The 19,372-nt window shown below is 63.9% G+C and carries 16 protein-coding genes and 1 pseudogene; 13 read left to right on the forward strand and 4 right to left on the reverse strand.

The features are described 5' to 3' along the window. Positions 1 to 52: 52 nt before the first annotated feature. Positions 53 to 274: pseudogene (locus K2O51_RS13710) on the forward strand (transposase); the annotation flags it as partial. Between the two features lie 629 nt (positions 275 to 903). After that, positions 904 to 2,301, forward strand: a complete 1,398-nt coding sequence (bcaP, locus tag K2O51_RS13715; RefSeq protein ID WP_220631231.1) for a branched-chain amino acid transporter BcaP — start codon at positions 904 to 906, stop codon at positions 2,299 to 2,301. Positions 2,302 to 2,314: 13 nt separating this feature from the next. Here bcaP and K2O51_RS13720 read toward each other — a convergent pair whose 3' ends face one another. Continuing rightward, on the reverse strand, positions 2,315 to 3,718 hold the full coding sequence (locus K2O51_RS13720; protein WP_220631232.1) for an aminotransferase-like domain-containing protein: 1,404 nt from the start codon (positions 3,716 to 3,718) through the stop codon (positions 2,315 to 2,317). Positions 3,719 to 3,861: 143 nt separating this feature from the next. Here K2O51_RS13720 and K2O51_RS13725 point away from each other — a divergent pair, with 143 nt between their 5' ends. The 5 genes from K2O51_RS13725 to K2O51_RS13745 all read left to right on the forward strand — a co-directional run bounded on the left by K2O51_RS13725 (position 3,862) and on the right by K2O51_RS13745 (position 9,702). Further along, complete coding sequence (locus K2O51_RS13725) at positions 3,862 to 4,203, forward strand: DUF2917 domain-containing protein (RefSeq protein WP_011296442.1); 342 nt, start codon at positions 3,862 to 3,864, stop codon at positions 4,201 to 4,203. 183 nt (positions 4,204 to 4,386) lie between these two features. Beyond that, entirely contained in the window at positions 4,387 to 7,668 is a 3,282-nt protein-coding gene (gene icmF / locus K2O51_RS13730) for a fused isobutyryl-CoA mutase/GTPase IcmF (protein ID WP_220631233.1), read from the forward strand. Positions 7,669 to 7,802: 134 nt separating this feature from the next. Continuing rightward, positions 7,803 to 8,240: an HIT family protein gene (locus tag K2O51_RS13735; RefSeq protein ID WP_011296444.1), complete on the forward strand. Its 438-nt coding sequence runs from the start codon at positions 7,803 to 7,805 to the stop codon at positions 8,238 to 8,240. Positions 8,241 to 8,285: 45 nt separating this feature from the next. Next, positions 8,286 to 9,140 carry a 3-hydroxybutyryl-CoA dehydrogenase gene (locus tag K2O51_RS13740; RefSeq protein WP_011296445.1) on the forward strand — a complete coding sequence of 285 codons (855 nt, stop codon included), beginning with the start codon at positions 8,286 to 8,288 and terminating at the stop codon, positions 9,138 to 9,140. 220 nt (positions 9,141 to 9,360) lie between these two features. Next, positions 9,361 to 9,702, forward strand: a complete 342-nt coding sequence (locus K2O51_RS13745) for a hypothetical protein (RefSeq protein WP_011296446.1) — start codon at positions 9,361 to 9,363, stop codon at positions 9,700 to 9,702. Between the two features lie 229 nt (positions 9,703 to 9,931). Here the strand turns inward: K2O51_RS13745 and K2O51_RS13750 are convergent, their stop codons facing one another. The 3 genes from K2O51_RS13750 to K2O51_RS13760 are packed head-to-tail and all read right to left on the reverse strand — an operon-like array spanning position 9,932 to position 11,773. Next, positions 9,932 to 10,618: a DUF2459 domain-containing protein gene (locus tag K2O51_RS13750; RefSeq protein ID WP_166486974.1), complete on the reverse strand. Its 687-nt coding sequence runs from the start codon at positions 10,616 to 10,618 to the stop codon at positions 9,932 to 9,934. Positions 10,619 to 10,671: 53 nt separating this feature from the next. Continuing rightward, the gene (locus K2O51_RS13755; protein WP_011296448.1) at positions 10,672 to 11,100 is read right to left on the reverse strand and encodes a DUF3293 domain-containing protein; all 429 of its coding nucleotides are present in this window, start codon (positions 11,098 to 11,100) and stop codon (positions 10,672 to 10,674) included. Positions 11,101 to 11,104: 4 nt separating this feature from the next. Further along, the gene (locus K2O51_RS13760) at positions 11,105 to 11,773 is read right to left on the reverse strand and encodes a Crp/Fnr family transcriptional regulator (protein WP_011296449.1); all 669 of its coding nucleotides are present in this window, start codon (positions 11,771 to 11,773) and stop codon (positions 11,105 to 11,107) included. A gap of 249 nt (positions 11,774 to 12,022) precedes the next feature. Here K2O51_RS13760 and K2O51_RS13765 point away from each other — a divergent pair, with 249 nt between their 5' ends. From K2O51_RS13765 to K2O51_RS13790, 6 genes are all read left to right on the forward strand, one after another. Then, positions 12,023 to 13,981 carry an AMP-dependent synthetase/ligase gene (locus tag K2O51_RS13765; RefSeq protein ID WP_011296450.1) on the forward strand — a complete coding sequence of 653 codons (1,959 nt, stop codon included), beginning with the start codon at positions 12,023 to 12,025 and terminating at the stop codon, positions 13,979 to 13,981. Between the two features lie 16 nt (positions 13,982 to 13,997). After that, entirely contained in the window at positions 13,998 to 14,951 is a 954-nt protein-coding gene (locus tag K2O51_RS13770) for an ABC transporter ATP-binding protein (RefSeq protein WP_041679450.1), read from the forward strand. A gap of 46 nt (positions 14,952 to 14,997) precedes the next feature. Continuing rightward, positions 14,998 to 15,912, forward strand: a complete 915-nt coding sequence (locus K2O51_RS13775) for a branched-chain amino acid ABC transporter permease (protein WP_011296452.1) — start codon at positions 14,998 to 15,000, stop codon at positions 15,910 to 15,912. A 26-nt stretch (positions 15,913 to 15,938) separates the two neighbouring features. Then, entirely contained in the window at positions 15,939 to 17,015 is a 1,077-nt protein-coding gene (locus tag K2O51_RS13780) for a branched-chain amino acid ABC transporter permease (RefSeq protein WP_011296453.1), read from the forward strand. Positions 17,016 to 17,102: 87 nt separating this feature from the next. Beyond that, a complete protein-coding gene (locus K2O51_RS13785) occupies positions 17,103 to 18,440 on the forward strand; it encodes an ABC transporter substrate-binding protein (protein ID WP_011296454.1) in 1,338 nt (445 codons plus the stop codon). An 87-nt stretch (positions 18,441 to 18,527) separates the two neighbouring features. Continuing rightward, positions 18,528 to 19,343 (forward strand): ABC transporter ATP-binding protein, encoded by an 816-nt coding sequence (locus tag K2O51_RS13790; RefSeq protein ID WP_011296455.1) that lies wholly within the window; start codon positions 18,528 to 18,530, stop codon positions 19,341 to 19,343. Positions 19,344 to 19,372: the final 29 nt, after the last annotated feature.

The following is a 19,372-nucleotide window of genomic DNA, read 5'->3' on the forward strand; positions in this document are numbered from 1 at the left end:
TGGTCGAACCATACACCAAGTTACTCGGTGAGGAGGAGGGGCACCGGTTCCTATCATGCCGGTTACCAACGCCATTGAGAGTATCAATGCCCAATTGCGCAAGATCATCAAGACGCGAGGTCACTTCCCCAGCGACGAGGCGGCAACCAAACTGCTCTGGCTGGCGCTGCGCAACATCACCGGCAAGTGGGGAAGCTCCACCCATGACTGGAAGGCGGCGATGAACCAGTTTGCGATCCTCTACGAGGAGCGCTTCACCCATCCGCATCGTTGAGATAATGCTGGCTCACCGCTCAATCGACGGTGAGCCTTTAACTGCCCTGCACACAAAAAAACTGACAACCCCCGTCGTCTGGACGCAAGCTCATCAGCGTCGCTGGCGCACGAGGTCCGTTTTCTTCTACCTCTCTCTACTTCGCGCATCAATGCGCAGGCCTCGTCACCGCGGCGTGGTTGGCCCTGGGCTCACGCGCTCAGACTAGAGCTCAGCGCGTAGCGCAGCCGAGGGCGATCACACGATATCGCTTGCAGCAGGGTCCACGGACAGTTTCGGGGCTCGTTCAATCAGCGCTGTATTCCCACCCACGGTGGTGCCCCACGCGGCAGGCAGCGTGAAAAAACCTCTGAAGCTCATACCCGTACAACACCCCAAGCTCCCTACGATAAATATTCGCCCGTTAGGGCAAGCCTGACGCGCTTTTGCCTCCTTTTGTCGCTCGGACAAAAGGAGGTCGCCGGCTACGCCGGCGAAACAGCAGAGCATGCCAAGCACGATAACCCAACCCCGACCAGCAGACTCCGTCAAATAGTGACCCGACGCGCACCCCCAAAAGAGTAAACTCCGACCCTTTCCAGAAAAGCCGAATCCCCTCCACAAGACGGGCATTCGCAGGAGTTGCTCCGATGAGTCTGTTCCGCACCAAGAATATCGACGCCATGCTCGCCGTGGCAAACAACGACGGCCTGAAGAAGGTCCTCGGGCCGATGGATCTCGTGATGATGGGCATCGGCGCCATCATCGGCACCGGCATTTTCGTGCTGACCGGGACCGGTGCCCTGACCGCGGGGCCCGCACTTACCGTGTCATTCGTGATTGCCGCGATGGCCTGCGGTTTTGCCGCGCTGTGCTACGCGGAGTTCGCGTCGGCCATTCCCGTCTCGGGTTCTATCTACACCTATAGCTATGCCACGCTCGGCGAGATCATCGCCTGGATGATCGGCTGGGACCTGTTGCTCGAATACGGCCTCGCCACGTCAGCGGTGTCGGTGGGCTGGTCCGGCTATTTCCAGTCGCTGGTGGCCGGATTCGGCGTGAAGTTGCCGGCCGCGCTGACCGCGGCGCCCGGTGCGGTGCCCGGTGTCGAGACCATGGTGAACTTGCCGGCCGTGCTGATCATGCTGGCGATTACGTGGATCGTGTCGTACGGCGTGAAGGAATCGGCGCGGTTGAACAACGTGATGGTGGCGATCAAGATCGGCGTGGTGCTGCTGTTCATCGCGGTCGGCGTATGGCACGTGAAGCCGGCCAACTGGGAGCCGTTCGCGCCGTTCGGCATGACTGGCGTGTTCAATGCGGCGGCGCTCGTGTTCTTCGCTTTCATCGGCTTCGATGCCGTGACCTCGGCCGCCGAAGAGGTACGCAATCCGAGCAAGGACTTGCCGATTGGCATCATCGGCTCGTTGGCCGTCTGCACGGTGCTCTACGTTGTCGTGGCCGCGATCATGACGGGCATCGTTCCGTTCGCCAAGTTCGCGGGCGTGGATCACCCCGTGTCGCTGGCGCTGCAGTACGCGGGAAAGAACTGGGTGGCGGGCTTTGTCGATCTTGGTGCCATTCTCGGCATGACCACGGTGATCCTGGTGATGACCTACGGCCAGACCCGCATCATCTTCGCGATGTCGCGTGACGGCCTGCTGCCCGAGCGACTGTCATCGGTGCATCCGGTGCATGCCACGCCATACTTCGCCACGTGGACCGTCGGCATCGTGTTTGCCGCGATTGCCGGCTTCGTGCCGCTCAATGTGCTGGCGGAGTTGATCAACATCGGCACGCTGGCAGCATTCACACTGATCTCCATCGCCGTGCTGGTGCTGCGCCGCACGCGCCCCGATCTGCCGCGTGCATTCCGCTGCCCTGGCGTGCCCGTGGTGCCGCTGCTGTCGGCCGGTTTCTGCCTGTTCCTGATGGCGCATCTGCAGGCACTCACGTGGATCGCATTCCTGGTCTGGCTCGTGATCGGGCTGGCGATCTATTTCCTCTACGCGCGGCGCAACGCCGTGCTGCATAACCACGGCGGCTGAGCCCGCCGCTGGCCTAGCGTTTGGAGGCGGCCTCGCGCATGAACGCTACCGCGCGAGGCTCGTTGACATAGGCGGTGTTGACGCGGATCCATGCCGAGGTCTCGCCGCCGGGCCGGAAGTAGTTTCCCGGCGCGATCGTTACGCCGAAGGTCTCGGCCAGCGTGACCAGTTCGCGCGAATCCTCGATGCCCGGCGGGCGTGCCCACAAGAAATTGCCGCCGGCTGGCTCGCAGAATACCTCCCACCCGCAGGACGCAAGCTGGCGCAGCGCGTTGGCCGATGACTCGCGCACGCGCAGGCGCAGCCGTTCCACATACTTGCGATAGCCGCCGCGCTCCAGCAGCGCGGCCGTGACGGCTTCACCGAAGTGCGATCCGGCCACGCTGGTCAGCACTTTCACATCCACGAGGTCTTTCACCAGCGCCTTGTCGGCGACCACATAGCCGATGCGCAGCGACGCCGACACGGTCTTGGAAAACCCGCCGATGTAGATCACGTGCTCGAGCTGGTCCAGCGTTGCAAGGCGGTCGGTGAAGTGCGTCTGGAAGTCCGAGAAGATGTCGTCCTCGACAAAGCGGAAGCCATGGCGGCGCGCGAGTTCCAGCAGCCGGAACGCGACCGGCGGCGCCAGCGTGGAACCCGTGGGGTTCTGCAACACACTGTTGGTGAAGAACAGCTTGGGCTTGTGCTGGCGCAACAACGCCTCGGTCGCATCCGGATCGGGTCCCGATGGGGTCTGGGGCACGCCGACGAGTTGCACGCCGTGCAGGCGCAGCAGGCCAAAGAGGTTGTAGTAGCCCGGGTCCTCGACGAACACGGTATCGCCGGGCTTGAGCAGATGGCGCACGACGAGATCGAGTGCCTGGCTCGCGCCGGTCGTGATCAGCACCTGCGGCAGTTCCGCTGCGATGCCGAGCTGGCGCACGCGGTGCAGTACCTGCCGGCGCAGTTCGGGGTGGCCCATCGGCGTGGCGTAGTGGATCACGCTGTCGATCTCGTTGCGCGAGACCGCGCGGATCGCCTGCGTCAGGCCCTCCACGTCACGCCAAGTCTCGGGCACGAAGCCGCCGGCAAGCTTTAGCGTGTTGCTAGGGTGATTGAACTGTTCGAGGATATGGTCGGACAGGTCTTCAGCCAAGCTCGGGTCAGACCAGCCGCGCGCCGAACGGCTCGCCAGCGGGCTGTCCGCGACATAGAACCCCGATCCCTGCCGCGAATCGAGCAATCCCTGCGATACGAGCCGGTCATAAGCTTCGATCACCGGGAAGCGGCTGATGCCGTTGTCGGCCGCCAGTTGCCGGATCGACGGCAGCCGCGCGCCGGGTCGTGCTTCGCTCGAGCTGATCCAGGCCTTCACGCCCTGGATGATCTGGTCGGTCAGCGGGATGCCGGTGTTGGCGTCGAGGATCAGCTTCATGGCGGCGCGGGCGAACTGTCAGGGAAAACTGCTGAACAGTTCATCGAAAACTGTTCACAACTGTACATGGGATTGTAGGCGCCAATCCGAATAATGGAAGCATGGCGGAGAAGGGTGCCGCCAGGCAGACAGGGAGTGGCGACATGCGTGAACTCAGAGTGTTCGAACTGGAAGAGCCGGGGCAGCCCGTGAGCCTGCGCGCCGGCTATGGGCAAAGCGTGAAGGTGATGGAGGGCCGGGTATGGGTCACGGTGGAAGGCTGCGTGGCCGACTTCTGGCTGCAGCCGGGCGAAGTCTTTGCACTGGCGGAGGGGGAGCGCTTCTGGCTGTCGGGCGAGGGCGGCCCGGCTCGCTTCACGCTGGCTGCAACGTCGGCGCCGCTGTCATTGCGGCGGTTGGCCGGCCTACTGCGGGTGCTGGCGCACCGCTGGGGCGAGTGGAAGACGGATGCGTTCGGGGAATGTCCGAGGTTGGGTGTGCGGTGATGAAGGAGTGATCGGGGCGCATTCAAGACACAGAGGACCGACGCCTGTCTGACGTCAAAGTCATATAATCGACTGGCCTTCGCCTCGCGAGGGCCATCCCCGCCTGCACGGCCAAGCCGGCAACAGACCGGCGCACCAGGCCAGCAAGCGGCCGCCAGCCCATACCAGCGAGCGGTGGAGACTATGACCGACCTTTCCGATGTGCGAGACGTACGTCGCGACGTGCCCCAGGCCCAGGCGCGCGGCCCCGTCAACAAGGTGCGTTTCGTCACGGCGGCTTCGCTGTTCGATGGCCACGATGCGTCGATCAACATCATGCGGCGCATCCTGCAATCGCAGGGCTGCGAGGTGGTTCACCTCGGCCACAACCGCTCGGTCGACGAGATCGTGACGGCGGCGCTGCAGGAAGACGCGCAGGGCATTGCTATTTCCAGCTACCAGGGCGGGCACGTCGAGTACTTCAAGTACATGGTCGACCTGCTGCGCGAGAAGGGCGGCGAGCATGTCCAGGTGTTCGGCGGCGGCGGCGGCGTGATCGTGCCGGACGAGATCCGTGAGCTGCAGGCCTACGGCGTCGCACGCATCTTCAGCCCCGAGGACGGCCAGCGCATGGGCCTCGCAGGCATGATTGCCGACATGGTGCAGCGCTGCGACATTGACCTGAGCCGCTACGCGCCGACGACGCTCGATGCCGTGAAGGGCGGTGACCGGCGCGCGCTGGCGCAGCTCATCACGGCATTGGAGAACGGCAAGGCGAATCCGGGACTTGTCGCGGACATGCACGCGCAGGCCGGCAAGGCGGCGGTGCCAGTGCTCGGCATCACCGGCACGGGGGGCGCGGGCAAGTCGTCATTGACCGATGAGCTGATCCGACGCATCCGGCTGGACCAGCGGGACACGCTGCGTATCGCGGTGGTGTCGATCGATCCGTCGCGGCGCAAGTCTGGCGGCGCGCTGCTCGGCGACCGCATTCGCATGAACGCGATCAACCATCCGAACATCTTCATGCGATCGTTGGCGACGCGCGAGGCAGGCAGCGAGATTTCGCAGGCGCTGCCCGATGTCATCGCCGCATGCAAAGTTGCCGGGTTTGATCTCGTGATCGTCGAGACCTCTGGCATCGGCCAGGGCGATGCAGCCATCGTGCCGCACGTGGACCTGTCGCTCTACGTGATGACGCCAGAGTTCGGCGCGGCGAGCCAGCTCGAGAAGATCGACATGCTCGATTTCGCCGACTTCGTCGCGATCAACAAGTTCGACCGCAAGGGCGCGCAGGATGCGTGGCGCGATGTGGCCAAGCAGGTGCAGCGCAATCGCGAGCAATGGCATGGCAAGCCAGAGGACATGCCGGTGTATGGCACGCAGGCGTCGCGCTTCAATGACGACGGCGTCACTATGCTCTACCAGGGCTTGCGCGAGGCGTTGGCAGGTAAAGGGCTGAAGGTCGAATCCGGTGCGCTGCCGCCGGTGAGCGGCCGCATCTCCACAGGCCAGAACGTCATCGTGCCGCCGCAACGCAGCCGCTATCTGGCGGAACTGGCCGATACCGTGCGCGCATACCATCGTCGTGCGGTTGATCAGAGCCGCATCGCACGCGAGCGCCAGCAACTGCGCGCATCGAGCCGGATGCTGATCGAAGCAAAGGGCGAGGGTGCTGCAGCGCTCGACAACCTCGCCGCGGCTCGCGACGCAGCGCTCGGCGCTCTGGAGCGAAAGCTGCTCGCGATGTGGCCGCAGATGCAGCAGGCCTACAGTGGCGACGACTACGTGGTGAAGATCCGCGACAAGGAACTGCGCACGCGACTGGTTACGACCACGCTGTCCGGCACCAAGGTGCGCAAGGTGGTGCTGCCACGCTTCGAGGATGAGGGCGAAATCCTGACGTGGCTGATGCGCGAAAACGTGCCCGGCAGCTTCCCGTACACGGCCGGCGTGTTCGCATTCAAGCGCGAGAACGAAGACCCGACGCGCATGTTCGCGGGCGAGGGCGATGCGTTCCGCACCAACCGCCGATTCAAGCTGGTGTCGGAAGGCATGGAGGCGAAGCGCCTCTCCACTGCCTTCGATTCCGTCACGCTGTACGGCGAAGACCCGCATGTGCGCCCCGACATCTACGGCAAGGTCGGCAACTCGGGCGTGTCGATCGCCACGCTCGACGACATGAAGGTGCTGTACGACGGCTTCGACCTGACGAGCCCGAATACCTCGGTGTCGATGACCATCAATGGTCCGGCGCCGACCATCCTCGCGATGTTCATGAACACCGCCATCGACCAGAACCTCGACAAGTTCCGCGCCGACAACGGCCGCGAGCCGACCGACGACGAAGAAGCCAAGATCCGCGCCTGGGTGCTGCAGAATGTGCGCGGCACGGTGCAGGCCGATATCCTCAAGGAGGACCAGGGCCAGAACACGTGCATCTTCTCGACCGAGTTTTCGCTCAAGGTCATGGGCGACATCGCCGAGTATTTCGTGCACCACCAGGTGCGCAACTTCTATTCGGTGTCGATCTCGGGCTACCACATCGCCGAGGCCGGCGCGAATCCGATCTCGCAGCTCGCGTTCACGCTGGCGAACGGCTTCACCTATGTCGAGGCGTACCTCGCGCGCGGCATGCATATCGACGATTTCGCGCCGAACCTGTCGTTCTTCTTCTCGAACGGCATGGACCCCGAATACAGCGTGCTGGGCCGCGTGGCGCGCCGCATCTGGGCCGTGACGATGCGCGACAAGTACGGCGCCAACGAGCGCAGCCAGAAGCTCAAGTACCACATCCAGACCTCGGGCAGATCGCTGCACGCGCAGGAAATCGACTTCAACGATATCCGCACCACGCTGCAGGCGCTGATCGCGATCTACGACAACTGCAATTCGCTCCACACCAATGCGTATGACGAGGCCATCACCACGCCCACGGGCGAGTCGGTGCGCCGCGCGCTGGCGATCCAACTGATCATCAATCGCGAATGGGGCGTGGCGAAGTGCGAGAACCCGAACCAGGGCAGTTTCCTGATCGAGGAACTGACCGACCTGGTGGAAGAGGCCGTGCTGCAGGAGTTCGAACGCATCGCCGAGCGCGGCGGCGTGCTCGGGGCGATGGAGACCGGCTACCAGCGCGGCAAGATCCAGGAAGAGTCGCTGTACTACGAGCAGCTAAAGCATGACGGCACGCTGCCGATCATCGGCGTGAACACATTCCGCAATCCGGCAGGCGATCCGATTCCGCAGAAGCTCGAACTGGCCCGCTCGAGCGAAGCCGAGAAACAAAGCCAGCTCGACCGCCTGGCAGCGTTCCAGCATGCGCACGCCAACGATGCACCCGCCATGCTGAAACGGCTGCGCCAGGCCGTGATCGACAACGAGAATGTGTTCGCGGTGCTCATGGACGCGGTGCGCGTGTGCTCTCTTGGGCAGATTACGCACGCGCTGTTTGAGGTTGGAGGCCAGTACCGGCGCAATATGTAGGTCGAACCGGGCTGAAAGCGCGGAAAACCGCACCCCGAAATCGGGGGGCGGAGGGTGGCTGTCACATCCATGGCGGCCCTCGTGCGGTAAACTCGGAGGCTCGCCGGATTCCGGAACCACCGCCGCACCCGACCATGAACAGCCCGTACGACACGAACAACATTTTCGCGAAGATCCTGCGCGGGGAAATTCCGTGCCACAAGGTCTATGAAGATGCCGAGACCATCGCCTTCATGGACATCATGCCGCAATCGGATGGCCACACGCTGGTAGTGCCCAAGGAGGCCGCCGTCAATCTGTTCGATTTGTCGGAAGCCGGCGCCCAGGCCGCCATCCGCACCACGCAGCGCGTCGCGCGCGCGGTGCGCCAGGCGTTCAATCCGGACGGGCTGTCGATTGGCCAGTTCAACGGCGCGGCAGCCGGCCAGACCGTACCGCACATCCATTTCCATATCGTGCCGCGCTATGCCGACCAGACGCTGCGCGGCCACGCGCGTGACATGCAGGACCCGGACCTGCTCAAGAAGCACGCGGAGCGCATTATCGCCGCGCTGCGCGAACAGGCAGCCTGATCTGGCACGAACCCCAAACATATAACCAGCAAAGAGGAAGAAGAGATGGCAATCAGGACAGTGGGCATCGTGGGTGCCGGCACCATGGGCAACGGCATCGCGCAGGCTTGTGCGGTGGTGGGCCTGGACGTGGTGATGGTGGATATCAGCGACGCAGCGGTGCAGAAGGGCATCGCCACCGTCGCCGGCAGCCTGGACCGCCTGATCAAGAAGGACAAGATCAGCGAAGCCGACAAGATGACTGCGCTCGCGCGCATCCACGGCAGCACCGCGTATGACGACCTGAAGAAGGCCGATATCGTGATCGAGGCCGCCACCGAGAACTTTGACCTGAAGGTCAAGATCCTCAAGCAGATCGACAGCATCGTCGGCGAGAACGTCATCATTGCTTCGAACACGTCGTCGATCTCGATCACCAAGCTGGCCGCCGTGACGAGTCGCCCCGAGCGCTTCATCGGCATGCACTTCTTCAACCCGGTGCCGGTGATGGCGCTGGTGGAACTGATCCGCGGCCTGCAGACCAGCGACGCGGCTCACGCCGATGTCGAGGCGCTGGCCAAGGAACTGGGCAAGTACCCGATCACCGTCAAGAACAGCCCGGGCTTCGTCGTCAACCGCATCCTGTGCCCGATGATCAACGAAGCCTTCTGCGTGCTCGGTGAAGGCCTGGCCTCGCCGGAAGAGATCGACGAAGGCATGAAGCTCGGCTGCAACCATCCGATCGGCCCCCTGGCACTGGCCGACATGATCGGCCTGGACACCATGCTGGCAGTGATGGAAGTGCTGTACACAGAATTTGCCGACCCGAAGTATCGTCCGGCCATGCTGATGCGCGAGATGGTGGCTGCGGGGTATCTGGGCCGCAAGACTGGCCGTGGCGTGTACGTCTACAGCAAGTAATCCCTACCGCCTGCGCGTGTTGCCCTGACGCAACGCGCGATGTGCAGTAATCGCCGGCCGCCTTTCAGGCGGCCGGTTCGCTTTTGACGTGAATTCGGGCGTTGGCGGCGCGCTGCGAAAGCCGCTTACACGGATTCATATGCGGAAACAATTCCCCGTCACCCGTTACGCGTTTCGCGCGTTAGAGTGAATCATGGATGCAATACAAAAGAGGAATCAAATGATCCGCCCCCTGCTTGCCACTCTGACGCTCGGTGCGCTGTCGCTGGCAGCGAGCCCGGCGATGGCACATGTTGATGTTGGTGTGAGTATCGGCGTGCCCGCCCCGGTGTATGTCGCGCCGGCACCCGTCTATGCCCCGCCGCCGCAGCCGGTCTATGTGGCGCCGCCGCCGCCTGTCGTGTATGGCCCGCCGCCCGTTGCCTATGGCCCGGCTCCGGTGGTGGTTGCGCCGGCCCTCGTGATCGGCTGGCATGGTGACCGCTACTGGGACGGCCGACGCTGGTGGGGACGCGAGCAGTACTACGGCCATCGCCACCATCACGACCACGATCGCTGGTGATCGCTGGTCATTGCCCTCCGGGGGCAGGGTCCGATTTCGCCTATAACTGAAGTCGCCCCTGCTCATCACCGGAGACGGCAATGCTAAGAACCTGTCTGGCTGTCCTGCTGCTGGCCCTGTCGCTCACCGGTTGTATTTCCGTCAGCAGCAGCGATCCGAATCCTCCTGCCAATAATGCTGCGGCGAGGCCGTCGTCCGGAACTACGGTCACATGTACGCAGTTGCCGTGCTATTGAGCGCTGGCAGGGGCTGACGGACTTCTCTCCGCGCCCATCGGATGGGAGAGCGGCGAAACCCGGACCAACCCGTCCTCCTGCTGTTCCGACCCAATCCGCCTGACCTGCATCATGACGTCGTCCGCGAAGACCGCGATGGGTGCGAGCGGCAGCCCGGCATGGCGCAGCGCGTTGGCTGTCCACGTATTGCACGTATAGAGCAGGCTGTAAGCGGCTGTTGCTGACAGGTAGGCGCCGCCTTCGTAGGGCCCGGCGCCAAGCGGTATGGCGCCGCCGTCAGCATTCCTTTCCACGGCGTTGCGCAGGTAGGTCTGCAGTCCTTCAAGCCCGGCATCGCCGACGGCCAGGCTCACCACATTCTCCGCCCCGAACGCATCCGCCGGCGGCGCGCGCAGCGCGGTCATCAGCACCACGCCGCGCCCGGGCACCAGCGCCAGCAGCATGGTGCCGATCCCATGATTGCGCCGGACCACATACGAGCGGTCGCCGAAACCGAAGCACAGATAGCGCACGTCCTCGAACCCGCTGGCGAGGCTGTGCACGCCGGCGCCTGCATCCTCGCTGCGCAGGCAGACGTCGGTGTGCCAGTCGCGCGCGACCACGGCGATCGTGGCGGCAACCGGGATGGCTGGCGTGGTGGACGGTGCAGGCGGCAGCGGCGCGCATGCGGCAGACGCCAAAGCGGCCGCGCCGGTCAGAAGGCGAATGGTACGTGCAAAGGCGCGGCGCACGTTCAGCGCAGCAGGATCAGGCGCGGCACGGCGTCGGCGCCGCTCCAGACGATGGCGTTCTGGCCGTACTTCGTACCGAGCATGCGGGCGGCTTCCAGCGAGATGCCCGGTACAAGGAAGCTCGGCTCCCCGGGCCAGCCGTTGCCCGGATGCTGCCCGATGCCCGGGATGGCCGCGAAGCCGAGTTGCGCGAGTTCATCGGCCAGCGCGTGTTGGCGTGCGTCGTTTTGCGAGGCATCGCACGGCTGGCTGAACGGATTGGCGGCGGTGATGAACGCGCTCGATGTCACCTTCAGGTGTTCGTGCAATGCAACTAGCGGTGCGCTCGGTTCGTCGATCTTCAGTGTCAGCGGCGCATCGCCATGCACGCGGTACTCGGTTTCGCGATAGGCCTGCAGCGTGGCGTTGTCGATCGCGGAGCGCGCTGGCATCGCATCACTCGCCGTACTGGCGCAGTCCTTCCAGGTCCAGCACTTCGATCACGCCATAGTCCACGCGCACCAGGCCCTGCTGCTCGAGCACCTTGAGCGCCTGGTTGGCGCGCTGGCGCGAAATGCCGGCGAGCAGGCCGATCTCTTCCTGCGAGATCTCCAGCGTGTTGCCGATACCGGGATAGAGATGCTCATTGAACAGCGACGAGACTGCGCGCGCCACGCGCGAGTCGATATCGAGCAGGCGTTCGTACTCAACCGCCGCGATGAACTGGCCGAGCCGCTCGTTGAACTGCGTGAGCAGGAAACGCGTGAACGGCAGGCTGGTATCCAGCAACCACTGAAAAGTGTCGCGCGGCAGGAACGCGATGGTCGAGCGGCGCAATGCCATCACGTCGTACTTGCGGATCTCCGACTTGAGCACCGCGCCCTCGCCGAACCAGCCGCCGGTCGGTACGCCGGTGAACGTGACCGACTTGCCGGACGGCGACACGGTAGTGATCTTGACGATGCCTTCGAGCACGCCCAGCCAGTGCTCGGCGATTTCACCCTTATGACAAACGTAGTCGCCTTGCGTGTACTCGCGAACAAACATCGCGCGGCGGACGCGATCACGCTGCTCGGCACTGAGGTCAGCGGCCCACACACAACGGTCGACAAAATCGTTCAGCATGGCGAAAAAATCATTGTGTAGGGATTAACCCGGAATTGTCACCGGCGTGACAACCGGGGGGGAAGGCATCGGCTATCTTACGTTCACCACGGAGCCGGCAAGTGCCACAAGGCAAGACAACAAACAGGGCACGACGGGCTTGATGCGCCGCGGCATGACTGCCGCCAGGCAAAACAGGCCAAGTATAACGACCGGACCGGCGCTTGACACCGCGAGTGGATCCCCACCGCGGAGGGACAGGAGACAGCGATGCAGGAATCGTCGGCGACGACCTTCCCGCGATTGCTGCTGGAGCACGCCCGGCAGCGGCCGGCGCATCCGGCATATCGCGAAAAGGATCTCGGCATCTGGCAAACATACAGCTGGTCACAGGCGGCGCAGGAGGTCAGGGCGCTTGCTTGCGGGCTTGCGGCATTGGGATTCACGCGCGGCATGAACCTGGCGGTGGTGGGCGACAACCGCCCGCGCCTGTACTGGGCCATGACCGCCGCACAGGCCCTGGGCGGCGTGCCGGTGCCCTTGTACCAGGACGCCATTGCGAATGAAATGGTCTACGTGCTCAACGACGCGGAGATCGACTTCGCGATCGTCGAGGACCAGGAGCAGGTGGACAAGCTGCTGGAAGTCGAAGAGCAGCTTGCCGCTTCCGGCCGCAGCGTGCGGCACGTGATCTACGAAGATCCGCGCGGCCTGCGCGACTACGATCATCCGTCGCTGATGTCGTACGAGCGCCTGCAGGAAATCGGGCGCGAGTTCGACCAGGCGCATCCCGGCTTCTATGACGCATCGATTGCCGCGGGATCGCCCGAGGACACGGCCATTATCCTCTATACATCGGGTACCACCGGCAAGCCCAAGGGCGTTTGCCACGCGCATCGGGGCCTGATCGGCTCGGCGCAGAACGGTTGCGGCTTCGACGGCCTGACGGCGAAGGACGACGTGCTGTCCTACCTGCCGATGGCGTGGGTTGGCGACAACCTGTTCTCGTATGCGCAGGCCATGGTGGCCGGCTTCACGGTGAACTGCCCCGAATCGCGCGAGACCGTGATGACGGACTTGCGCGAGATCGGCCCAACCTATTACTTCGCGCCGCCGCGCATCTATGAAGGGTTGCTCACGCAGGTGATGATCCGCATGGAAGACGCAGGCTGGATCAAGCGCAAGCTGTTCCATTGGGCCATGGACGTCGCGCGCCGCTGCGGCGCCGACATCCTCGACGGCAAGCACGTCGGACTGGCCGAACGCATGCGTTACGCCGCCGGCGAGTTCCTGGTCTACGGGCCGCTGCGCAACGTGCTCGGCATGAGCCGCATCCGCGTGGGCTATACCGCTGGCGAGGCGATCGGCCCGGACCTGTTCCGCTTCTATCGTTCGATCGGCGTGAACCTCAAGCAGTTCTATGGCCAGACCGAAACCTGCGCCTATGTCTGCCTGCAGCCCGATGGTCAGGTGAAGTTCGATTCCGTGGGGCCCGCGGCACCGGGCATGGAAATCCGCATCGCCGACAACGGCGAAGTGCTCGTGCGTGGCGTAGGTCTGCTGAAGTCCTACTACAAGCGCGACGATGCCACGCGCGAGGCCATCAACGACGAGGGCTACTTCATGACCGGCGATGCCGGCGTGATCGATGCCGACGGCCATCTCAAGATCATCGACCGCGCCAAGGACGTGGGCAAGCTTGCCGACGGCTCGATGTTCGCGCCCAAGTACATCGAGAACAAGCTCAAGTTCTTTCCGTACATCAAGGAAGCGGTGGCTTTCGGCACGGGCCGCGACAAGGTGTGCGCGTTCATCAATATCGATTTCGACGCGGTGGGCAACTGGGCCGAGCGCCGTCACCTGCCGTACGCCGGCTATGTGGATCTCGCGGGCCAGCCTGACGTGATCGCGATGATCGGCGAATGCGTCGAACAGGTGAATGCCGACCTCGTCAACGACGGCATGCTGGCCGGCTCGCAGATCGCGCGCTTCCTGATTTTGCACAAGGAGCTTGATCCGGATGACGACGAACTGACCCGCACGCGCAAGGTGCGGCGCGGCTTTATCGCAGAGAAGTACGCGGTGCTGGTCGATGCGCTGTATGCGGGCAAGACCGAGCAGTTCATCGAGACGCGCGTCAAGTTCGAGGACGGGCGCGAGGGCAGCGTGTCGGCCACGCTGAGGCTGATGGATGCCAAACGCCTGCCGCCGGCGGCACGCGCGGCATGAGCAGGGGAGCGAAAGCATGACGCAAGTGGCCTGGCAAGGAACAGACCGCATGCCCGCGGCGCGTACGGACGCGAGCGGTGCAATGCCTGGTGGCGGCGCCATCGCGCCGGTTGGCCCGATGGCGCCCGATACGCGGGCTGATCTCGGCCTGCAGACCGGCACGCGGCATTCGCAGCAGACGCATGAGCACGCGCGCACCGGCGGCGAGGTGATCCTCGACCTGCAGAACATCTCGCTGTCGTTCGGCGGCGTGAAGGCGCTGACGGACATCTCGTTCAATGTGTGCGAGCACGAGATCCGCGCGATCATCGGCCCCAATGGCGCGGGCAAGAGTTCGATGCTGAACGTGATCAACGGCGTGTATCACCCGCAGCAGGGACGCATCGTGTTCCGTGGCGAGGAACGCCGCCAGATGCATCCGACCGCCGCTGCGCGCCAGGGCATCGCGCGCACGTTCCAGAACATCGCGCTGTTCAAGGGCATGACCGTGCTCGACAACATCATGACCGGCCGCAACACGCAGTTCCGCACGAGCTTCCTCGCCCATGCGCTGTGGTGGGGCCCGGCGCGCAACGAGGAAATGCGGCACCGTCAGAAGGTGGAAGAGGTGATCGACTTCCTGGAAATCCAGTCGATCCGCAAGACGCCGGTCGGGCGCCTGCCGTACGGCTTGCAGAAGCGCGTGGAGCTGGCACGCGCACTGGCGGCCGAGCCGTCGATGCTGCTGCTCGACGAGCCGATGGCCGGCATGAACGTGGAAGAGAAGCAGGACATGTGCCGCTTCATCCTGGACGTGAACCGCCAGTTCGGCACCACCATCGTGCTGATCGAGCACGACATGGGCGTGGTGATGGATATCTCGGACCGCGTGGTGGTACTCGACTACGGCAAGAAGATCGGTGACGGGACGCCGGAAGAGGTGAAGGCGAATCCAGATGTGATCAAGGCCTACCTCGGTACGTCGCACTGAGCCCGCACGCGGCTTTCCATTCAACTGATTCCACCGGAACGCAGCCATGACGTTCTTCATTGAAATCCTGCTCGGCGGCTTGCTGTCGGGCCTGATGTACTCGCTGGTGGCGCTGGGCTTCGTGCTGATCTACAAGGCCTCCGGCGTGTTCAACTTCGCGCAGGGCGCGATGGTGTACTTCGCCGCGCTGGCCGTGGTGGGCCTGATGGACAAGGGCCTGCCGATGTGGGCCGCCGTGATCGGCGCCTTCGTGGTGATGATCCTCGTCGGTATGAGCACCGAGCGCTTCGTGTTGCGAAAGCTGGTCAACCAGCCGCCGATCACGCTGTTCATGGCGACCATCGGCCTGTCGTTCTTCCTCGAAGGACTGGGGCCGCTGCTGTTCGGCAACGAAGTGCGCCCGATCAATCTCGGCATCGTCGATGAGCCGATCGAAGCCATCCTCACGCGCTTCAACGTCGTTCTCTCCAAGTTCGATCTCGCTGCCGCCGCGATCGCAGGTCTGCTGGTCGGTTCGCTCGCGCTGTTCTTCCAGTACACGAAGGTTGGACGCGCGCTGCGCGCCGTTGCCGATGACCATCAGGCCGCGCTGTCGCTGGGCATTCCGCTGCAGCATATCTGGGCGATCGTGTGGGGCGTTGCAGGCTTTGTGGCACTGGTGGCCGGCATGCTGTGGGGCTCGCGCAATGGCGTGCAGTTCGCGCTGACGCTGACCGCGCTGAAGGCGCTGCCGGTGCTGATTCTTGGCGGCTTCACCTCGGTGCCGGGCGCCATCGTTGGCGGGCTGATCATCGGCGCGTCGGAGAAGCTCGCCGAGATCTACATCCCGCCGGTGTTCCAGTCGGCGTTCGGCGGAAACTTCGGCGGCATCGAAGGCTGGTTCCCGTATGTGTTCGCGCTGCTCTTCCTGCTGGTCCGTCCGGAAGGGCTGTTCGGCGAGAAGCACATCGACCGCGTCTGAACTGACTACGCTCCAGGAGACTTTCCATGTTCTATCGTGAAGCCGGCCAGTTCAAGACGAGCTACGTCTCGGACAGCCAGATCTTCCCCATCCGTCAGGACCGCATCGGCTTTGCGGTGCTGATGGCGGTGGCCTTCGGCGTGATTCCGTTCGTTGGGTCGGAATACTGGTTCTCGGCCATCCTGATTCCGTTCCTGATCTTCTCGCTCGCGGCGCTGGGGCTGAACATCCTCACGGGCTACGCAGGCCAACTGTCGCTTGGTACGGCCGCTTTCATGGCGGTGGGTGCCTACGCCGCGTACAACTTCCAGCTTCGCATCGAGGGGATGCCGGTGCTGCTCACCTTCATCCTCGCCGGCCTGTCGGCGGCGGTGGTGGGCGTGGCCTTCGGCTTGCCGTCGCTGCGCATCAAGGGCTTTTATCTCGCGGTCGCCACGCTCGCCGCGCAGTTCTTCGTAGTGTGGGCGCTGACCAAGTTCCCCTGGTTCTCCAACAACAGCTCGTCGGGCGTGATCACGGCGCAGCGGCTGGACCTGTTCGGCATCGCCATCGACACGCCGGTGAAGAAGTATCTGTTCGTGCTGGCCCTCGTCACCGTACTGGCGTTCATCGCCAAGAACCTGGTGCGCTCGGCCACGGGCCGTGCATGGATGTCGGTGCGCGACATGGACGTGGCAGCGGAAGTCATCGGCATTCCGCTGATGCGCACCAAGCTGCTGGCCTTTGCCGTGAGCTCGTTCTACTGCGGCGTGGCCGGCGCGCTGTATGCGTTCTGCTATCTCGGCTCGGTCGAGCCGGACGGCTTCTCGCTGGACCTGTCGTTCCGCGTGTTGTTCATGATCATCATCGGCGGCGTGGGCAGCATCCTGGGTTCGTTCCTTGGCGCGGCGTTCATCCTGCTGCTGCCGATCTTCCTGGACAACGTGCTGCCGCCGCTCGCATCGCTGCTGCACCTGCCGTTCACGAATGCCACGGTGTCGCATATCCAGTTGATGGTGTTCGGTGGCCTGATCATCTTCTTCCTGATCGTCGAGCCGCACGGGCTTGCGCGGTTGTGGCAGATCTCCAAGGAGAAACTCAGGCTGTGGCCGTTCCCGCACTGACCGTCGCACCGCTTATCGTTTTCTGACGTAGTTCGATCCAACGGGTACCCCATAACAAACGCACCTGCCAAGGTGAAGGAGACTGTCATGACAACCCTGATTCGCAATGTGCAGCGTGCCGTGCTGGCCGCGAGCGCCGCGGCCGCACTGATGGCGCCGGCGGCATCCGCACTGGCGCAGGCCAACGAGCAGTTCGTGGCATTGCCGAGCTACCGCGTAGGCCCGTATGGCGCCAACGGGCAGTCCTGGTATGGCGGCTTCGTCGACTACCTGAACTACGTCAACCTCAAGGACGGTGGCGTCAACGGCGTCAAGCTGAGCTGGGAAGAGTGCGAGACCGAATACAACAACGCCAAGGGTGTGGAGTGCTATGAACGCCTGAAGGCGAAAAACGCCACCACCAAGGGCACCGCCTATCACTCGATGTCGACGGGCATCTCGTACGCGCTGGTCGACAAGACCGCGGCCGACAAGGTGCCGCTGGTGATGATGGGCTACGGCCGCACCGATGCGGTGGATGGCTCTGTGTTCCCCTATGCCTTCCCGCTGGTGACGACCTACCAGATGCAGGTGTCGGCCATCGTGAAATACCTGGCGACCAAGAATGGCGGCTCGCTCGCCGGCAAGAAGATCGTCTACCTGTACCACGACTCGGCCTATGGCAAGGAACCGATCGTCGCGCTGCAGGCCGAGGCCAAGCTGGGCAAGTTCAACCTGGTGGAGATTCCGGTGGCGCACCCAGGCAACGAGCAGGGCGCGCAGTGGCTGAAGATCCGCCAGGAAAACCCGGACTACGTGATCTTCTGGGGCTGGGGCGTGATGAACCAGACCGCGCTGAAGGCAGCGCAGAAGGTGGGCTTCCCGCGTGACAAGATGATCGGCTCGTGGTGGGCGGGCTCCGAAGAGGACACCGTGCCGGCCGGCGAAGCCGCCAAGGGTTATATGAGCGCTACCTGGAACGTGGCGGGCCGCGGCGTGCCGCTGATCGCCGACATCGACAAGGTGGTGTACGGCGCGGGCAAGGGCAATATGCAGGACAAGAACAAGGTTGGCTCGGTGCTCTACAACCGTGGTGTTTCCGCGGCTGTGGTGACCGTGGAGGCGGTGCGTGTGGCACAGGAGAAGTTCGGCAAGGGCAAGCCGATGACCGGCGATCAGATGCGCTGGGCGTTCGAGAACCTGAACCTGACCAACGCACGCCTGCAGCAGCTCGGGGCGACCGGCCTGCTGCCGGAGATCAAGACGAGCTGCGACAACCATGAGGGCTCGGGGAAGGTGAAGATCCAGCAGTGGGACGGCACCAAGTGGGTCGTGGTGTCCGACTGGATCGAAGGCAACAAGAACCTGATCCACCCGCTGTTCAAGGCGACCGCGGCGCAGTACGCGAAGGAGAAGGGAATCACGCCGGGGTGCATGAAGTCGTGATTGCTGCGGCAGTGAACGCTGCCAGTTGTGTGCTCTCCGCTCGTGCGTGCACGGGCGGAGAGGCCCCAGACATTTGAGAGCCGTACCATGACCCTTCTCTCCGTCAACAATATCGAAGTCATCTACGATCACGTGATCCTGGTGCTCAAGGGCGTATCGCTCGAAGTGCCGGAGGGCAAGATCGTCGCGCTGCTGGGCGCCAACGGTGCGGGCAAGACCACCACGCTCAAGGCCATCTCCAACCTGCTGCATGCGGAGCGCGGTGACGTCACCAAGGGCTCGGTCGAATACCGCGGCGACCGCGTCGACCAGCTCACGCCGAACGACCTGGTCCGGCGTGGCGTGATCCAGGTGATGGAGGGCCGCCACTGCTTCGCCCACCTCACCATCGAAGAGAACCTGCTGACCGGAGCCTACACGCGCGGCCTGTCGCGCGGAGAAACGCGCGACGAGCTGGAGAAGATCTACGCCTACTTCCCGCGCCTGAAGACGCGCCGCAAGTCGCAGGCGGGCTATACCTCCGGCGGCGAGCAGCAGATGTGCGCGATCGGCCGGGCCATGATGGCCAAGCCCGCGATGATCCTGCTCGACGAGCCGTCGATGGGCCTCGCGCCGCAGATCGTCGAGGAGATCTTCGAGATCGTGCGCGACCTGAACACGCGTGAGAAGGTCAGCTTCCTGCTGGCCGAGCAGAACACCATGGTGGCGCTGCGCTATGCCGACTACGGCTACATCCTGGAGAACGGCCGCGTGGTGATGGACGGCGACGCCGAGTCGCTGCGCACCAATGAGGACGTCAAGGAGTTCTACCTTGGCGTGGCCGCCAACGACGCGGAGGGTGGAGAGCGCAAGTCGTTCCGCGATGTGAAGAGCTATCGCCGCAGAAAGCGCTGGCTGGCGTGACGCACTCCGGTTGCTTGCCACGTCCCCTC

Origin of the sequence: Cupriavidus pinatubonensis (genome assembly GCF_019602855.1) — a bacterium.
GTDB classification, from domain to species: domain Bacteria; phylum Pseudomonadota; class Gammaproteobacteria; order Burkholderiales; family Burkholderiaceae; genus Cupriavidus; species Cupriavidus pinatubonensis.